The organism is Pedobacter sp. GR22-6 (assembly GCF_037402555.1).
Classification (GTDB): domain Bacteria; phylum Bacteroidota; class Bacteroidia; order Sphingobacteriales; family Sphingobacteriaceae; genus Pedobacter.
In genome coordinates this window covers 281,243-299,325 of record NZ_JBBEUC010000001.1, presented here as the reverse complement: position 1 = coordinate 299,325, position 18,083 = coordinate 281,243, and the positions used below count along the sequence as shown (strand labels likewise).

Below are 18,083 nucleotides of genomic sequence, written 5' to 3'. Positions count from 1 at the left end.
TTGTATTTTTACAGTAAAGCCCAACGATGAGAATCAGCCACACCGAAATCTACCGCTTCAGCATCCCCACTGAACCCTTTGTCATTGCCACCGGCACCATGCACTACGCCCAGAATGTACTCATCCGGATACATACCGACAATGGCATTTATGGCGTCGGTGAATGTTCGGCCTTTCCCATGATCGTTGGCGAAAGTCAGGAGACCTGCCTGGCCATGGCCAAAGAATTTGCGAAGATTCTGATCGGCAAAGATCCATTGGATATACCTGAGCGCATGAATGACCTGCTTGGCTATGCCGCCCACAACAATACGATCAAGAGCGCGTTCGACATGGCTTTGTTCGACATCGCGGCAAAAGCGGCAGGACAACCGCTGTACGCCTTTCTGGGTGGAGAAAAACGGACCATAGAAACAGACATGACGATCGGCATTGACAGTCCCGGGGCCATGGCCAAAACTGCCGCGGAACTCAGAGAAAAAGGCTGCAACATCATCAAGATCAAACTGGGCAAGGAAGTCCATGAAGATATCGAAAGGGTAAAACAAATCAGGGAAGCTGTAGGAGCAGATATCCTGCTCCGCCTGGATGCCAACCAGGGATGGGGGTTTGATGAGGCTTTATTCGCATTAGGTGCATTGGAGCAGTACAACATCCAATTCTGCGAACAACCCATGCGTACCTGGTACGATGACCGCCTTCCCGAACTGAAGGCAAATTCACCCATTCCGATCATGGCCGACGAAAGTGTGTATAACCATCACGACGCCAGGAAACTCATACAGAGTGCTTCGGTGGATTACCTCAACATCAAATTCAGCAAATCAGGAGGTATCCTGGAAGCCCAGAAAATCCATGAGATCGCCCTGCAGACCGGCACCAAATGTATGATCGGCGGTATGCTGGAAAGCCGGATCGCCCTCAGTGCCAATCTGCATTTTGCATTGGCCAGTCCGAATGTGGTATTTTTCGACATGGATTCCTGCCTGCTGGGACACCTGATCGATCCGGTGGTCGGCGGACTCCAGTATACAGGCTATTTCGTAGACGCTCCGGATACACTGGGAATTGGTGCAGATGCAGACCCAAAATTCCTGGAAAGCTGCGAAAAATGGCTGGTCTAGGTTGGCCTTTTAAGAATGGTTTTGTATTTTACGAGAATTGTACTTACTTATTAACCGTTAATCGAGCCGACACCTCATGGAATTATATTACTCCTTTTCTGTACTCATTGTACTCGCTTCTTTTTTTGCTTACCTGAATTTACGTTACCTCAAACTGCCCTCTACCATTGGCATCATGATCATCGCCATGATCAGTTCCATCGTCCTGGTTGTTACCGGTAACCTCTTCCCAAAAATATTCGGCCATTTTTCCACCCTGCTGCAGGATGTAGATTTTACAGAAGTACTAATGGGTGCCATGCTGAATTTCCTGCTTTTTGCCGGGGCCATCCACATCAACCTCAAAGACCTGCGTGAACAACGTGGCCCTGTGATCATCTTCTCCACGGTCAGTGTGATCATCTCTGCTTTCGCTGTAGGCTTTATCCTGTTCCATGTCGCCCCCTTACTGGGCGTAGAAATACCCTTTATATTTTGCCTGCTCTTTGGTGCCCTCATCTCGCCTACGGATCCCATCGCAGTCATGGGTGTACTCAAAGAAGCTAAGGTCAGGAAATCACTGGAAACCAAAGTGGCAGGGGAATCCCTGTTCAATGACGGAGTTGCCGTAGTGATCTTTGCAGTCATCCTGCAACTGGCCCAGGGTTCAGAGATCGACATCTCTTTCGGCAACATTTCCTGGCTGCTCATCAAAGAAGCCATTGGCGGTTTCCTATTGGGCACACTGCTGGGGCTGGGTTCTTCCAATGCCATGCGCAAGATCGATGACTATAAAGTCTCGGTCCTGATTACACTCTCTGTAGTGATGGGTGGTTACCTGATCGCCCATGCGATGCACATTTCCGGTCCCCTGACCATGGTGGCCGCCGGTATTGTGATCGGTAACTACGGCAAGAGAACGGCGATGTCGGCCACCACAAAGGACTACCTGAACAAGTTTTGGGAACTGATCGACGAAATCCTGAACGCGATTTTGTTCCTGTTCATCGGCTTCGAACTCCTCATCATCAAAAACATTACAAGTTATTGGCAGATCGGGCTCATCAGCATCGCGATCGTACTGTTCGCACGTTTCATTTCCATATACATCCCGGTAAAACTCATTCCCTTCAAAAACAAGTTCAGCTCAGGAACCATTAAAGTCCTGGTTTGGGGTGGTCTGCGCGGCGGCGTATCCATCGCCCTGGTACTGTCCATGGACGAGGGGCCCTATAAACCGGTACTGGTGGCAGTCACCTATTTCGTGGTCGTATTTTCCATCATTGTACAAGGGCTTACCGTGGGTAAAGTGGCCAGCCGTGTACTATCTCAGGAAGAAATCTAATGCAACCCGACTGGCTCCTCATCGGCGAAATTGCTTACCTGCTCATACTGGGTCTTGTCTGCCTGCGCATCATCTACGACACCAGGAGCACCACCAAGACCCTGGCCTATTTACTTTTTGCCGTGTTTGTTCCGGTTTTTGGAATGGTCTTTTACTTCTTCTTCGGCATCAACTACCGGCACCGGAAGATGTACAGCAAGAAGCTGTATGAAAATGATGAGCTCGCAACCCAGTTCCGGAACGATCTCCTCAACTATTCCCAACAAACCTTAATAGAGAACAATGAGATCATTCTGAGCAATAAAGAACTCGCGTTCATGCTGCTGAAGGATTCGATGAGTCCGCTGACGGCCGACAATAAAGTGAAGCTGCTCCTCAATGGTGAAGAGAAATTCCCGGAGGTACTCAGGGCAATCGCCGCCGCCAGGCACCACATCCACATAGAATATTACATCTTTGAAGATGAAGAAATAGGCAGAACCCTTGCCGATGCCCTCATGAAGAAGGCTCAGGAAGGGGTAAAGGTGAGGTTCATATACGACGATTTTGGCAGCAGGGACATCCGGAAAAAGCTGGTCCCCAAAATGAAGGAGGCCGGTGTAGAGGCTTTCCCTTTTTTGAAGATTCATTTTATCCTGCTCGCCAACCGCCTCAATTACCGGAACCACAGGAAAATCATCGTGATTGATGGCACCACTTCCTTTGTGGGTGGCATCAATGTGAGCGACCGCTACATCAACAGCAGCAGCCGTCCAAAAAATATTTACTGGCGCGACACGCACCTTAGGATCGATGGGCCTGGCACGCAGTACCTGCAATATTTGTTTTTGTGCGACTGGAACTTCTGCTCCGAAAACTCGGTGGCACCTGAGGAATGCTTTTTCCCGAAACCATTGGAACAGCCGGGCTCAGAAAATACCGTAGTGCAGATTGCGGCGAGTGGTCCCGATTCAGAGAGTCCGACCATCTTGTTCTCCATCCTGCAGGCCATCAACCTGGCTACAGAAGAAATCCTGATCACCAGTCCATACTTCATTCCCGGTGAGAGTTTGCTCGACGCACTCACGATCGCCTCTTTGAGCGGCCTTTCCGTGAAACTCCTGGTTCCCGGCAAATCGGACTCGATACTCGTCAACTCTGCTGCCCGCTCCTATTACAACGACCTCTTAGCTGCAGGCGTAGAAATTTACCAATATCAAAAAGGCTTTGTACATGCAAAGACCCTGGTGGCAGATCGTAAACTGGCCATCGTAGGCACGGCCAATATGGATTTCCGCAGCTTTGACCTGAATTTTGAAGTGAATGCCATTGTTTACGACACAGGCATTGCCAATCAGCTTGCTTCGGTATTTTACGACGATCTGAAAGATGCAGAAAAGATAGACGCCACGGTATGGGCAGCGCGTCCCTGGTACAAACAGTTGCTGGAAAAAGCGGCCAGGCTTTTGTCGCCCCTGCTGTGATTATTTGATCAGGAGCCGGTCAAAAGCCAGGCTATCTCCATTAAAAGCATTGAAATCCACCACATGGTTGATGCCGGAAATCCTGGCTTTATCAGAGTGTTGCCAGAAATGCCACAATGATTTATCCAGCTGCAATTTCGCTTTGTGGTAATGCGCAACCCATAAGGGGTATTCGTCAAAATAGCCCCTCAGGTAATCGTTATAAAAAGACAATCCTGTATAAATGATCGGTTTAACCCCTGTTTTTTTCTCTATATGACTCAGGAAAACCTGCAACTCAATGCGCATTTTTGATGCCGCTACCCCATTCAATTCCTCTATATCTACCACCGGTGGCAAATCGCCGGCCTCAAACTTGACGGTTTGCAGGAAAAACTTGGCCTGCCACTCCCCGGATTTCTGCGGCCGGAAGAAATGATAAGCGCCACAAACAACCCCTGCCTTAGGTGCTTCACGCCAGTTGCGCTGAAAATAAGGGTCTACTTTAAACAGCCCTTCCGTAGCCTTGATGAAGGCAAAATCTACTTTTACATCGTCCTCTTCCATCATTTTCACCCGCTTCCAATCAATCTTCCCCTGGTAATAGGACACATCTATTCCATGAATACGGTGTCCTTTCGGGATTTTAATGTCAAAACTGCTGTAAGTGCGGTAGTTGGGATCCTCCCCGATGTCACGGATCCAGCGCCAGGTAGAACTGAAGCCCCTCAGGACGTAACCGTAGTAGAGGGGCGACAACAAAACCAGGATCAGCATGGCGATCAGCAACTTGATTTCCATAGGCCATGGCTTTTTCTTCGCCGTTTTTTTCCGCGAAACAGGCTTTTTTTTCGGCCGTCCGGAAGCATCCGACTCGTAAGCTTGACGGAAGGTAGGTTTTCGTGGACTCGTTGTTTTTCTAGGTGCTGCTGGCATGAGACCTCAAAAATACAATTTTGAAGACATTTCTAAGTAAAAAGCGGCAAATACACACTATCACTTACCTGGTTCTTCCCTTCTGATATAAAGGACATATAAATCCGCATCTCCCGGGCCAGTGCCTCTGCTGAAAGCGGGATCAGGACTGTTCCGGCCAGGCGATGTGCCGCATTCAGAAAATAAATGGCATCATGCTGCTCCGGAAAGCAGATCAATAACATCGCAGAATCATATCTGGCCTGGTAGTCCATTGCATCCACTTCCCAGCTGAACCGCAGGCCCTCCACTGTTTTTTCTACCACTGGATTCAGCGGGGCCAAGAGCTCACCTTTCGAAACCAGGATATTTTCATAATCAATGACCAGATCCGGGTACTCGCCTTGTATTCCCCCTTCCAAATTGTATTTTACAGCAGCATTGTAGGGAAACATTGCAGTACCTGCCACCGCCTCTGCAAAACCCAGCTTCAGATAAGCCTTGATGGGCTTAAAGAAATCGCCCAATACCTTCATTTTTTGCCGTACATGCAACTGCTTATGACTGGCTGGATTTTCATTCCGCCCGATTTTCCGCACCACTGTTTTGCCCCTCAATTGGTAATACACCTGATTCCCAATCCTGCCGCTCAGCCTCCCGAAAAGGCCTCCTTCTAATTTTCCCATATTTTTTTTAGCTATTTGTTTAATTAATAATATTGATTTTTGATCATCTCCTCACATCACCCTAAATCACCACGTCATCCTGAGTTCATCTCAGGACCTCGCGCAGCCACTGCCGTCATTGCAACGCAGCCACTGCCGTCATTGCAACGCAGCCACTGCCGTCATTGCGAGGCAACCCTCGGCCGTCATTGCGAGGCACGAAGCAATCTCACTAGCGCAAGTCTTCAGACTTGCGCATCTCCCCCCTACAACCAGTCCGCATAACAATGGATCGTCCGCTTATGCCTCATCTTGCGCCATACCCCCTGCCCCTCACGCTGCCCTGTGAATCCCGTATTTCCCTCCACGGTGACAACCCAGTCACCCCTCAGGGAACAAACTATCCCACAATGTCCAACCCTTCCTAAAGACACGTAATATAATCCCATCACCATTCCTCGTCCTGCTGCTTTAACCTTCCTCTTGGCAGGAAAGAGCGATGGACACCAGGCCGTCCTCGGCGCTGCATAACCTGCTTCCCGAAATACCCAAGAAACGAAAGCAGCACACTTTCAATATAGATATCGATTCGATATCATTTGAATTGATAAAGCCCAAAGCTGACATTTCACCTCCATTTTGCCTTGCACTTCCCTCATCTCTCGTAGCTCCGCTGTAACTAGGAATATTATTTCTAAAAGGCACCCCATCTATAACAATTAACGGTTCCGTCATTTGCCCATTTATACTATTTTGTCCTCTTAATTGCAATTTAACGGGAGCATTAGGAGTTCCAGAAGTAGGCATAACCATTAAGCCAGGAACACGTCCTTGCAGAGCGTATAGGGGGTTATCAACAGGTTGCCTACCTAGATCTTCTGAAGAAATTGTAGCAATATTGCCGGTACTGATTCTTCTAGATGTCTTTCCATAAGCCATTACTTGAATTTCATCAAGTTTTGAAGTACTTTGTTGTAATCCAATATACATAAACTCCTTATTGGCAACAACTTCCTTTGTAACATACCCCAAGTAGCTAATTACTAAAACCGCTTCATCTTCTATGTTCTTTAAATAGAAATTGCCATTTGGTAAAGTAGTTGTGCCGCTTTTTGTTCCTTTCACACTCACCGTCGCCCCCGGCAAACCATTTCCTAAGGAATCCAAAACTCTGCCCTGGACATCAATCGCCTGAAATCGGTCTATCACCGTCTCTAAATAAGATTTCTCCTTCGGCTTCAGCCCTATATTTTTTTCATTAAACGAATAGCTCAAATCCTGGCTCTTGCTGATCACATCCAGGACATCTGTCAAATCCGTATTCTTAAAGTAGACATCCATTTTGGTCTGTTTGTCTACCTTATCTTCTGCATATACTACAAAATAGCCCGTTTGTTTACGGATCTCAGTAAAGATCTGCTCCAGCGTTGCGCCTTTCTTAGCATATGTAATTTTCTGCGCAAAACCCGCAGCACTCACCTGCATCAGGAAAGTGGTCATTAAGACTATGATTAGCTTCATAATCAATAGCAGTTTTTTGGGCGGCCACATGACTGACAGCCCATGGTTAAAAGTAATTTTTTCCATACTTTTACGTGGGTTTGAGTTAATACATGAATTCGGTTCACCAATTGTTTTCAAGGGTTTGACTCAGGCTCATTGCCAGTCCCGATTCCAGTCGGGATTGGCTGCCTTTTATCCGCCTTGTTTCTTTCTTGTTTAACTTCGCTGTCGTAGAAAATGTCTCATCTTGTTTTTTGTTTAGTTTGTTGATTCTGTTGATTACTACAGGGACGATCAGTATCCTATAGCGGCTGGTTAGGCCATTATTTCACAATTATCTTTTTATCCGCTATTTCAAATTTTACCACACCCGTACTCTCCAGTGTTTTCAGAATTACGGACAGGTTTCCACTCCGCAAAGCGCTTCCACCCAGCATTCTGAGCCTGGCATCCGGATCTGCATATTCCACCTTTATATTATACCACCTGGATATCTGCCGCATAACGGCATCTAACCTGGTCCGGTCAAATACGAAGTAGCCTTCCCGCCAGGCTATCGCCTGCTCGGGATCAACGGTTTTTACACTCAGTTTCCCATTGTACAGGCTGGCCTGCTGGTTGGGATTTATCAGGACACCAGTCCGAAGACTGGTGCCGGTATACACCCCAGCTGATCCCTCTACCAATGTAGTTTTTATACTCAGCTCATCGGCATACGCATTGATGTTGAACTCGGTTCCTATATCTTCTACCACCTGGCTTCGGCCATCAGCAGCTTTGCTCTCCACACGGAAAGGCTGCTTTTCGTTATGCTTTACAACAAAGTACGCCTCTCCTTCGAGCAAAATTTTGCGTTCTTTACCAGAAAATTGTTGAGGAAAAATGATTTTTGAATCTGCGTTCAGGAATACATGAGAGCCATCAGACAGCGTAAACTCGTAGGTCTGCCCTTTTGTTGTGGCGGCGGTGAGCATTTGCACGTTGCTACTAACACGGCCGTCATCCTGACGCAGGTCAGGACCCCGCCCGCCACCACGCTCGTCATTGCGAGGTTGCGCAGCTTCAGAAGCAATCTCACTACCATCATCATAGGTTAATGATGTAGGGTCTATGATTACCCCTTTCTTCGCTTCGCTCAGCTGAATCACCTCACCATTGGCCAGCGTGATGGTCGCGCCACTTTTTCCTGGCGCTACATCATTTACCGCCACGTCATCCTGAACTTGTTTCAGGACCTCTCGATCGCCTGTGAAAAACCATACCCCAAATACAATGGTAGCTACAGCTGCAGCGATCATTTGCCATCTTCTGTATAATGGAATTACTTTTCTTGTTGTGTTTGCTCCTGTTTGCTCCTGCCCGATCTTTATTTTGATCTTTTCATTCAGACTGGTTTCCATTGCCGCCACCTCTTCAATATTCAATTGCTCAAGCGCATCTGGCGCCTCGCTAAATAACTGATAATATTTTTCCAGCACAATAACTTCCTCAGCATCAGCAAGCCCATTGAGGTATTTCTCTACCAATTCCAAAAAAGCCGTTCTCTGCGCTGGTGTCATTACTCCTTTATTTTACGTTTTTAACATCCCATTTTATATACAGTATATTAAATGAAGGCAATCTCCTATGCGAACTGAAAATATTTTTTTTAAGGCAGCTTCATTGCAGCCACAATGGCTACCAAAGCAATTCCATCACCCAGTTTAGCTTTAAGCTGTGCAGTTGCCGTAATCAATTGATTTTGTACCGTCTTTTGTGAAATCCCCAGTAATTCACTAATCTCTTTCGTAGAAAGTTCCTCCATATACCTGAGCTTAAAAATTTCCCGGCGCTTTTCAGGTTGCATGGCCAGCCAGGCATTGATGCTGGCTTTCAATTCCTGAAGTTCAAACCCGGAATCGGCTTGCAGGTAAGACGCTGCCATATGTTCCAATGGTTCTTCAAATACCGGCAGGCGACTCCCCTTTTTATATTCCACAAACACCTGATTACGCGTAGCCGTATATACATATGCCCACAGATTTTCAATATCTGCCAACTCCCGCTTCAACCAGATTCCGGCAAAGATATCCTGAATCAGTTCTTCACAGATCTCAGCATTCCGCAGCCGCTTGTAAGCTTCGTTGAATGCTTTCTTCCAGTACCGTTTATAGATTTCATCAAAGGCATGAAGATCCCCCTGCTTCAACAAAGCAACAAGCTCCTGATCCGTATGTATACTGTAAGCGTTCATTCGGTTAGCAATCCTAAACTAAAATACTGAAAATATTTCGTCAAAAAAACGGGCATTTGTCTGTAAAGACAAAATACCCGCCATAAATTAACGCTCTCGTTGACGAAAGTATGTAATATCCGGGCAGACCACCAAATTTTGATGGAAAAAAATGCAAGTTTTAGGTAGAGGACAAAACTCAGAATGACCTTAAGGGCTGTCGGACCTAGACACCCTTATGACTAGTTGATTTACATGGACATGGGCTGGATGGAGTCCCGATAAAGGTAAATGTTCCGTCTTAAGTCTCGAAGGTACGTGTCCCGTCTTAAGTCGCGATAAGGTACGTGTTCCGTCATTCTGAGTTCATCTCAGAATCTTAATGCGATCGCTATACACCCTGTTCAGACTCAGCATGACATAGTGTTCACAATATTCTGGACCAGTTTCCAAAACTCTGTTAAATATTTCAAAATACTGTTTTACAGATATTTACAAAAATAAATATGTGAATTCTGTTGGTTCCTTTTTTGTAATCCGACTATATTCGTCGGTATGAATTACTCTACCTACATACCCTATACCCCGACACCTCCGGGGCTCTGGTCAGCCGGAGCCGGCCTGCTTGCAGAGCCGGAACCGGAATACAAGAAACCGCCAAAAGAAACAAAGCCCTATAAACGAGACGACCTCTTGTATAAAGGAATTATTGAAAGTCCGCAATCCGTCATTCTGAGTTTATCTCAGAATCTCTCGAAAGAAAAGACACAAAATGGATAGAGGAGGTTGCGTTTACATCCTTACAAACAAAAGCCACACGGTACTCTACATCGGTGTTACTGCTGATCTATACTCCAGAACCATTGAACATAAGATGAAGATCAATCCAAAGTCTTTCTCAGCAAAGTATCTCTGCAACGAATTGATTTACTATAAGCAGTTCAGCTCAATAGAAGAAGCGATTGATAGAGAAAAACAGTTGAAAAATTGGAAAAGAGTCTGGAAGGTCAATTTGATCAATGGCTTCAATCCAAGCTGGAAAGATCTGTTAAATGAAATAACGGAATAATTAGTGCGAGATTCTGAGATAAACTCAGAATGACGGTGCAAAATACAGCATATGCCCAAAGAAAAAATTAGGCACCTAATGAATTTTTTAAGGTATTATACCGTATTTAAAAATGAATCCAATAAATTTGCTTTTGAACAGGAACTTAATCATATCACTAATAATCACACTACTATGGGAATTGAAGAACTAATCATACACCGTGCAGAACAACGTGGAAAAATTGAAGGCAAAGCTGAAGGCGAGAAAAATATGCTGCGTGAAACAGCGAAAGCTATGAAAACGTATAATTACCCAATAACCGAAATCATCAAAATCACCAAACTTTCTGCCGAAGAAGTAGAAAAACTTTAAATCATGGGTCACAATATCTCAGCTTTCTGAGCGTATAATATATTGAGAGCGTTAATTTAGATGGCGGTCAATGGTCGGAAGGACTGTTGACCGCTTTTTTATGATCCGGTATGATTCCGAAAACTGTACTCAGTGACGCTTCGCTTAACACTGAGCCAAATTATGGCTTAACACTGAGCTGAATTATACCTCAGTCCCAGATGCGCCCCCGTCATTCTGAGTTTATCTCAGAATCTCTCGAAAGAAAGGATACAAATGGATAGAGGTAGTTGTGCTCTACATCAGTGTTACTGCTGATCTACACTCCAGAATCATTGAACATAAGATGAAGATCAATCCAAAGTCTTTCTCAGCAAAGTATCTCTGCAACGAATTGATTTACTATAAGCAGTTCAGCTCAATAGAAGAAGCGATTGATAGAGAAAAACAGTTGAAAAATTGGAAACGAGTCTGGAAGGTCAATTTGATCAATGGCTTCAATCCAAGCTGGAAAGATCTGTTAAATGAAATAACGGAATAACTAGTGCGAGAATCTGAGATAAACTCAGAATGACGATGCAAAATACAGCATATGCCCAAAGAAAAAATTAGGCACTTAATGAATTTTTTAAGGCATTATACCGTATTTAAAAATGAATCCAATAAATTTGCTTTTGAACAGAAACTTAATCATATCACTAATAATCAAACTACTATGGGAATGGAAGAATTGATCATATACCGCGCAGAACAACGCGGAAAAATCGATGGAAAAGCTGAAGAAAAATATGAAACAGCCAGGGCGATGAAAGAATATAACTATCCAATAGCCGACATCATTAAAATCACTAAACTAACCGCTCAGGAAATCGAAAAACTATAAAGAGATATGAGCCTACACAACACGTAGGCTCATTATACTTGGCTTAGATGTACACTTGGAAATATAATACTATCGCCGTGCAATAAACAGATAGCCACATCCCTCAATTACCGTAACTCAAACTTCATATCTAATTTTGTTCATCAACGAGATTAATATACAAAGTTCGGAGATTCTATATCAGGCATGCAAATATCCTCTATTTCCTATGATACAGGAGGAGATCATTCGGACAAAAAATCCAATGGACGCTAAAAAAGTGAGTAGAAAACATCAATCCTATTGCAGGCAGGACTGGGACACAATAAAATTCAAGGTCATGAGCGGAATATTCTACCAAAGATGCCATATGCGGAGCCCGTCCTGGGGCTTCACAAGAACTTATCGTCGTGAATGCACTTGGAAGGCTACTCATGGCAGGATGGTTATCCCAATCCGAACGTTATTGATAGCGATATCAAACAAGGATATGGTTATGTACTTGAAGATGGGCAACAGCTCATTGGATATGTGGCGATATTGATGAACGATGAACCTGCCTATGCCAGCCTTAGCGGTAGCTGGCTTTCAGAGGGTGATTTTCTGGTGATCCATAGGGTAGCAGTTTCCGATTTCCGTGGAAATCCACGTAAAGCCTATGAGAAACTTGTTGACTAATTTTAGGTTTAGCGCCACATGCCGACCTACAAGCCCAAGGCTTAATTTCATTAGACTGTAGGTCAGCACGCTTTTTTACTAGTAGACGTAAATATCTAGGCAGCCACCCAGCGGGTTATCAGAATAAGCTTTTCGGATTGCGCGGACGAAGAAATCAATATGCATATCCATTTCCTCGAAGAAAACTTTGCCCTCACAACTTAAACATAGTGTCTCCGTTGAAAAAAAGTGTTCCGAAGAAACATTCAATACGTCATGCCAATCGTCTTCCAAAAATTTCCATATCTCTGTATCTGTAGGTTGAGTGGCCAGAAAATCCAATACAGCTTTGCAGTCTTCTTTGAAAACAGATCGTTTGTTACCATACATGTCTTCATAATATCCTTTTAGAAAGCTGTATAAATAAGTACTGAGTATTTCCGGTTTTAGCGTCCAAGTGTAAAATCCATTTTTTCCTTGTGCCGTAAAAATTTCCGGCTTGTCTACCCTGGTTGATGCAACCCGGTTGATTTCATTTTCTTCATCTGAACCAACGCTCTGCCAAAATGAGGTAATCATGTGCGTTTGAATATAAACTCCCATAAGTGATATAATAATAATTTCCGCGACGAAAGTATATAAAGCAGATCAGAATATATGCAACTCACAAAACATAGTTTAACGATGCAAATCATTGAATATTAGCGCATAATTTTGATAAATATTTTAGTTTGCTATAGCGCCCATCTACCTGGATAGCAAAGAAAATTCGACAATAACTTTGCGAGCAATTGGCACTAAACACATTACCGCATTTGCCATTTTCACAGATACGACCAAAGTATCACGCAGCAACCTGCAAAGACGTCATCCCCACTGCAGTGAGGGATCCCTTGGACATGCTTATTCAAGAGATCCTTGGTGCCTTAGGAATGACAGTTCAATGAAGGAATTTATCGATACTTCGCAATTTTCAATAGCGATTATGAGGTAATTTTTTAGCTTTACCGACCGCATTAAATTTTACCATGCTACAATTAAAACCATTTACACCGAAAGATTTTAAAAGGTTAATATCCTGGTTGGATAATGAAGAGATGATGGTTCAGGTCGCAGGACCTGTTTTTAGCTTTCCGCTAACCGAGGAGCAGCTTATTAATTATTTAGCTGATAGCAACCGACATGCCTTTAGCGTAGTTGATGCAGATACTGATGTAACTATCGGCCATGCCGAAGTTTATGTTACCGCAGAAGGGACTGCAAAGATATGCCGGGTATTGATTGGAGAGGAATCTTCCAGAGGAAAAGGACTTGGAAAAGAGCTGATCATTCTGCTCGTAAAGTTTTCAGTCAAGGACATCGGACTATCCAATATAGAATTGAATGTTTATGACTGGAATACTCAAGCCATCAAATGCTATGAGCAAGTAGGTTTTGTCTTCAATCCAGATCGGGTTACCACTATAGAGGTTAAGGGAGAAACCTGGAGATCTTTGAATATGGTTTTTAAAAGTTGATATACGATAAATACGCCCTCATTTTTTTTTCAACATTTGTCAATTTCGAACCTAAGATGATTTTTGTGTGAAAAGCTCAGCACCAGTCTCAATGAGGTACCTGCCCCGGATGCTGATCTGCATCAGCATGACGCAACACTCACAATATTTTAGGTCAATTCACAAAACCTTGTGTTATTTTGCAATATATTGAATTACAGATATTTATAAAAATAAATATGCGATTATTCTTGGTTAATTCACCGAAGTCAGACTATATTCGTCGGTATGAATTACTCTACCTACATACCAAATATCCAGAAACCGCCAGCCTACTGGCCAACCAGCACAGGGCTGCTTGCTGAACCTCAACCGGAATACAAGAAACCGCCAAAAGAAACAAAGCCCTATAAACGAGACGACCTCTTGTATAAAGGAATAATTGAAAGTCCGCAATCCGTCATTCTGAGTTTATCTCAGAATGTTAATGCGATCGCTATACACCCTGTTCAGACTCAGCATGACGTAATGCTCTTAAAGCGATAGCTGATGAGCTACCTCTCCCGTCATTCTGAGTTTATCTCAGAATCTCTCGAAAGATCAGAATCTCTCGAAAGAAACATTACAAAATCACAAACAAAAGCATATGGTACACTACATCGGTGTTACTACTGTGCGAGATTCTGAGATAAACTCAGAATGACGGTGCAAACGATAATGTACACAGCAGATGTAACGATGGGCTAAGCTTGTATTTGTGCATCAATTTAAACTTAGCCGTCGAATCAACGGCTAAGTGCATACCGCATTTAGCCAGTCTCCCAAAATCTGGCTCTATTCGTCCTAACCAATTCAATTGTTTATGGATAAAAACCGCTACGTCGATCTGCTGGTCGACTTCTCTTTCAAGAAAATCTTTGGTACAGACACCAATAAGGCAGTCCTGATCGATCTGCTCAACACCATATTCGAGGGCAAAAAGGTCATCATAGATCTCGTCTACAACAAAAACGAACATCATGGCGACAACCAGGAAGAAGGCACAGCCATCTTTGATCTACTCTGTACAGGTGACAAGGGCGAAAAATTTCTGATCGAGATACAGCACAGCAAACCCAGTAATTTCAAGAAGCGCAGCATCTTTTACACATCCAGGCTCATCAGCGAACAGGCACCAAAAGGAAAAATGAAGGAATGGGCCTACAACATCTCCGAAGTGTACTTTGTAGCCATCATGGATCAGAAGGAAACCAATGACACCGCAGACAAACTGATCTCCGATGGCCGTCACCTGCACGATATTTGCTTATGTTACAGGTCAACAGGTGAAATATTTTATGAACATCTGGGCTATACCTACATAGATTTAACTAATTTTGCATTGACGTTAGAGCAGTGCAGCAGCAAGTTAGACAAATGGTTCTACCATTTGAAAAATCTGCAGAATATGGCCAGCCTTCCAAACGGACTGGAAAAAACCATCTTCGAACTACTCTACAGCATAGCAGAGTACACAAAACTAAGTAAGGAGGAACAAGACATGTACGACGAAGCATTGAAAAGAAAATGGGACAACGTAGCAGTGATGACTGAAGCCAGGGAAAGTGGCGAGGCAAGAGGCAGAGCTGAGGGCGAACGCAACAAAGCCCTGGAAATTGCCCGCAAAATGAAAGCCGATGGTCAACCATTCGAACTGATATTAAAATTCACAGAGCTATCTGCTGAAGAAATAGAAAAGCTTTAACACAATATCTCAGCTTTCTGAGCGTATAATATATTGAGAGCGTTAATTTAGATGGCGGTCAATGGTCGGAAGGACTGTTGACCGCTTTTTTTTGAACCGGTATAATTCCGAAAACTGTACTCAGTGATGCTTCGATTAACACTGAGCCGAATTATACCTCTGTCCCAAATCCGCACCCGTCATTCTGAGTTTATCTCAGAATCTCTCTAACCATCGCAGTGAATGGGCATTTAAAATTCAGTTAGATGTTACTGGCCATGTAGCTGTTTGTATAAATAAACTCAACCAGTCTTCCAGATGCCAGGTTTTTTCTATCCTACCGTCTTTGAGGTGATGGAATTCGTGGATCGAAATGGTCAATCTTTTCTGTGTTGGAGCAATTCCCATAAATTCGCTGCTATGCGTGAAGACCATTTCGGCACGTACACCGGCACGCTCATGTGTTCCGAAAATTTCATGGATACGGACAGACACATCGGGGAAAAGTCCTACAAAATCCTTAACCAAATCCTTAAAACCTTCTGGTCCGTCTTGCTGACCCGGCGCCAATGGAATATCCTGCCAATTGGGAGCTAGAACATGATCGACTATCGTATAGTCTCTTTTGCTGAACACACTGTAAAAAGCTTTTATCGTTGTGATTTCCTCTTGGGTCAAAGCTTTAACCAAATCGGCCTGGTGATGTTGTGACTGCATTTTATAACTATTTTGATTCCTATTAGTCAATAATGACAACTACTTTTCCTGCTGTGCCTCCCCTTTCTACAAGCTGGTGTGCTGTAGGAAGCTCGTCAAATGCGAATGTTCGTGTCACCTTAGGCCTGATATTCGTTTCCTGCATCAACGAACTGATCTGGTCAAGAATTTCTCCGGAAGAATTCACGAATACGCCATATCCCGCTAAATGAGCTGCTTCCAAATGCGGCCGAATCGCTTCTGAGAAATGAGGTTGCAGATAGACCAATCGGCCATTTGGTTTGATGACATTGATAGATTGTTGAACGTGTGAAATGGAATTTACCGTATCGATCACCGCATCCACTCCGTCTAGTTGAGTTTCAAAGTCCGCTTTTGTATAGTCGATGAACACATCTACTCCCAAGCTTTTAACAAATTCCTCATTCCTGGCAGATGCCGTTGCGATGACATAAGCACCGATGTGTTTGGCAAACTGTACTGCAAAATGGCCTACACCACCAGCAGCACCGTGAATAAGTACAGTCTCTCCTTTTTTAATTTTCCCCAGCGTCATTACTGACTGCCAGGCGGTCATTGCTGCCATAGGTGTCGCCGCCGCCATTTCAAATGAAATCGATTTTGGCTTATGAGAGAGGTGTGCTTCGGGGGCGATCACTTGTGTGGCATAGGTTTGTCCCAGGCCGGGCATGTTGATCAGGCCATAGACATGATCACCGGGTGCGAATTTGGTCACGCCTTCACCCACCTGTTTTACGACACCTGCTACATCCCAACCCAGGATGACGGCTGAGGGAACGCTACCAGCACTGATCATCGTCAACATGTCCTTACTATTGCGAACTTGAGCATCGATTGGATTGATGCCGATGGCTTTTGTTTCGATCAGGACTTCATTTTCTTTTGGAATCAGATCGATCATGTCAACTGTTTTTTTAAGGTTTTCCAACCCTCCGTTTTTCTCTAAAATATAGGCTTCCATTTTTTGCTATTTTGATGAAACGAAGGTAGGCTGATCCTCAGCTCAGGTGTAGCGCAAATCAAACGAGAAATAGTGAAAATCAAACTTATGATGATTTTCCTCAAATTAGGACCTAAATTGATGCGGTGTGGTCATACTGTATTTTTTAAAAAACTTCACAAAATTAGAAGCGTCTTCAAAGCCCAGGCACCAGGCTATTTCGGAAATATTCCAATTCGTATGTTTCAGCAGTGCCCGGGCCTCAGAAGCTACTCGCTTACCGATCAGGCTGGAAGTCGTATCTCCGGTTGCCGTTTTCAATACACGATTAAGATGGTTGATATGAACATTTAAGTGTTCTGCGAAATCGGCAGGTGTTTTCAGTTTGATCTGTTGCAATGGCGACTCTATCGGAAATTGCCTTTCGAGTAACTCTAAAAATAATGAGCTGATGCGGTTTACAGAATTCGATTTGACGGTTTGATCTACCGTCAATGCAGGAAGTAATTTAAGCCCTTTGTGAATCAGGGCAAATAACTGATTACGCAGCAGATCGTATTTGTACACATAATCAGATTCTATATCGGTAAACATCTGAGCAAACAATTCCATGACCTCCTCAACCTGCTCATCTGTAATGTCGAGAATGGGCGTTCCTCCAGGTTGATACAGCGGATACGCTTTGATGTTTCCAAAACCTTCCATAAATTCTTCTGTAAACACACAAAAAGCTCCTGTAGGTTGCGGATCTTCCGGTGTCCAGTTGTATGGGATCATAGGGTTGGCGAACATCAGCATGTTGTGCTTTACATGATACGTATGATCGGCATACTCGACCTGATGTCCGCCTCTCATCAATGAGATTTTGTAGTAATCCTTCCGGCTATAGGGCATCGGATAAGCGGGCTTTGGCCCTGCATAATCCTCCATCGTAAAAACATTAAAATGTCCGGTTTTACGAAAAATATCACTCGGTAGCACCCCCAACTTCTCGCGATAAAAAAATGCTAATGATTCGTTCTTTTTTATTTCCATCGGGTGCTATTTTGATTCGATCATGACACATGACTTCCTTTGACA

At 44.1% G+C, this 18,083-nt stretch carries 21 protein-coding genes; 12 read left to right on the top strand and 9 right to left on the bottom strand.

Annotated features, from left to right (window positions below):
- Positions 1–26: 26 nt before the first annotated feature.
- The 3 genes from WAE59_RS01280 (at position 27) to cls (ending at position 3,911) form a co-directional block, all read left to right on the top strand.
- Positions 27–1,124 carry a mandelate racemase/muconate lactonizing enzyme family protein gene (locus tag WAE59_RS01280; protein WP_337854111.1) on the top strand — a complete coding sequence of 366 codons (1,098 nt, stop codon included), beginning with the start codon at positions 27–29 and terminating at the stop codon, positions 1,122–1,124.
- A gap of 76 nt (positions 1,125–1,200) precedes the next feature.
- Positions 1,201–2,448 (top strand): cation:proton antiporter, encoded by a 1,248-nt coding sequence (locus tag WAE59_RS01275; protein ID WP_337854110.1) that lies wholly within the window; start codon positions 1,201–1,203, stop codon positions 2,446–2,448.
- The gene (cls, locus tag WAE59_RS01270) at positions 2,448–3,911 is read left to right on the top strand and encodes a cardiolipin synthase (RefSeq protein WP_337854109.1); all 1,464 of its coding nucleotides are present in this window, start codon (positions 2,448–2,450) and stop codon (positions 3,909–3,911) included. Before WAE59_RS01275 ends, cls begins: the two co-directional genes overlap by 1 nt.
- Here cls and WAE59_RS01265 read toward each other — a convergent pair whose 3' ends face one another.
- From WAE59_RS01265 to WAE59_RS01245, 5 genes are all read right to left on the bottom strand, one after another.
- Complete coding sequence (locus WAE59_RS01265) at positions 3,912–4,691, bottom strand: glycoside hydrolase family 25 protein (protein ID WP_337854108.1); 780 nt, start codon at positions 4,689–4,691, stop codon at positions 3,912–3,914.
- Between the two features lie 167 nt (positions 4,692–4,858).
- Positions 4,859–5,491, bottom strand: coding sequence for a DUF6266 family protein (locus WAE59_RS01260; RefSeq protein WP_337854107.1), 633 nt, complete (start codon positions 5,489–5,491; stop codon positions 4,859–4,861).
- A gap of 450 nt (positions 5,492–5,941) precedes the next feature.
- Complete coding sequence (locus WAE59_RS01255) at positions 5,942–7,057, bottom strand: STN domain-containing protein (RefSeq protein ID WP_337854106.1); 1,116 nt, start codon at positions 7,055–7,057, stop codon at positions 5,942–5,944.
- 239 nt (positions 7,058–7,296) lie between these two features.
- Positions 7,297–8,532 (bottom strand): FecR family protein, encoded by a 1,236-nt coding sequence (locus tag WAE59_RS01250; RefSeq protein ID WP_337854105.1) that lies wholly within the window; start codon positions 8,530–8,532, stop codon positions 7,297–7,299.
- An 89-nt stretch (positions 8,533–8,621) separates the two neighbouring features.
- Positions 8,622–9,206: an RNA polymerase sigma factor gene (locus WAE59_RS01245; protein ID WP_337854104.1), complete on the bottom strand. Its 585-nt coding sequence runs from the start codon at positions 9,204–9,206 to the stop codon at positions 8,622–8,624.
- 534 nt (positions 9,207–9,740) lie between these two features.
- Here WAE59_RS01245 and WAE59_RS01240 point away from each other — a divergent pair.
- From WAE59_RS01240 to WAE59_RS01215, 6 genes are all read left to right on the top strand, one after another.
- Entirely contained in the window at positions 9,741–9,965 is a 225-nt protein-coding gene (locus WAE59_RS01240) for a hypothetical protein (protein WP_337854103.1), read from the top strand.
- The gene (locus WAE59_RS01235; protein WP_337854102.1) at positions 9,958–10,254 is read left to right on the top strand and encodes a GIY-YIG nuclease family protein; all 297 of its coding nucleotides are present in this window, start codon (positions 9,958–9,960) and stop codon (positions 10,252–10,254) included. Before WAE59_RS01240 ends, WAE59_RS01235 begins: the two co-directional genes overlap by 8 nt.
- Positions 10,255–10,305: 51 nt before the next feature.
- A complete protein-coding gene (locus tag WAE59_RS01230; RefSeq protein WP_337854101.1) occupies positions 10,306–10,608 on the top strand; it encodes a hypothetical protein in 303 nt (100 codons plus the stop codon).
- A 271-nt stretch (positions 10,609–10,879) separates the two neighbouring features.
- Complete coding sequence (locus tag WAE59_RS01225) at positions 10,880–11,128, top strand: GIY-YIG nuclease family protein (protein WP_337854100.1); 249 nt, start codon at positions 10,880–10,882, stop codon at positions 11,126–11,128.
- 51 nt (positions 11,129–11,179) lie between these two features.
- Complete coding sequence (locus WAE59_RS01220; RefSeq protein WP_337854099.1) at positions 11,180–11,470, top strand: hypothetical protein; 291 nt, start codon at positions 11,180–11,182, stop codon at positions 11,468–11,470.
- Between the two features lie 393 nt (positions 11,471–11,863).
- Positions 11,864–12,127 (top strand): hypothetical protein, encoded by a 264-nt coding sequence (locus WAE59_RS01215; protein WP_337854098.1) that lies wholly within the window; start codon positions 11,864–11,866, stop codon positions 12,125–12,127.
- A gap of 78 nt (positions 12,128–12,205) precedes the next feature.
- Here the strand turns inward: WAE59_RS01215 and WAE59_RS01210 are convergent, their stop codons facing one another.
- Positions 12,206–12,685 carry a hypothetical protein gene (locus WAE59_RS01210; protein ID WP_337854097.1) on the bottom strand — a complete coding sequence of 160 codons (480 nt, stop codon included), beginning with the start codon at positions 12,683–12,685 and terminating at the stop codon, positions 12,206–12,208.
- Positions 12,686–13,134: 449 nt separating this feature from the next.
- Here WAE59_RS01210 and WAE59_RS01205 point away from each other — a divergent pair, with 449 nt between their 5' ends.
- From WAE59_RS01205 to WAE59_RS01195, 3 genes are all read left to right on the top strand, one after another.
- Complete coding sequence (locus tag WAE59_RS01205; RefSeq protein WP_337854096.1) at positions 13,135–13,623, top strand: GNAT family N-acetyltransferase; 489 nt, start codon at positions 13,135–13,137, stop codon at positions 13,621–13,623.
- A 267-nt stretch (positions 13,624–13,890) separates the two neighbouring features.
- Entirely contained in the window at positions 13,891–14,148 is a 258-nt protein-coding gene (locus WAE59_RS01200) for a hypothetical protein (RefSeq protein ID WP_337854095.1), read from the top strand.
- Positions 14,149–14,464: 316 nt separating this feature from the next.
- Positions 14,465–15,346: an Rpn family recombination-promoting nuclease/putative transposase gene (locus WAE59_RS01195; protein WP_337854094.1), complete on the top strand. Its 882-nt coding sequence runs from the start codon at positions 14,465–14,467 to the stop codon at positions 15,344–15,346.
- 237 nt (positions 15,347–15,583) lie between these two features.
- On the opposite strand, the gene WAE59_RS01190 is transcribed toward WAE59_RS01195, so the two are convergent.
- From WAE59_RS01190 to WAE59_RS01180, 3 genes are all read right to left on the bottom strand, one after another.
- Positions 15,584–16,042 carry an ester cyclase gene (locus WAE59_RS01190; RefSeq protein WP_337854093.1) on the bottom strand — a complete coding sequence of 153 codons (459 nt, stop codon included), beginning with the start codon at positions 16,040–16,042 and terminating at the stop codon, positions 15,584–15,586.
- Positions 16,043–16,064: 22 nt separating this feature from the next.
- Complete coding sequence (locus tag WAE59_RS01185; protein ID WP_337854092.1) at positions 16,065–17,024, bottom strand: NADP-dependent oxidoreductase; 960 nt, start codon at positions 17,022–17,024, stop codon at positions 16,065–16,067.
- Positions 17,025–17,129: 105 nt separating this feature from the next.
- Entirely contained in the window at positions 17,130–18,038 is a 909-nt protein-coding gene (locus WAE59_RS01180; RefSeq protein ID WP_337854091.1) for a helix-turn-helix domain-containing protein, read from the bottom strand.
- Positions 18,039–18,083: the final 45 nt, after the last annotated feature.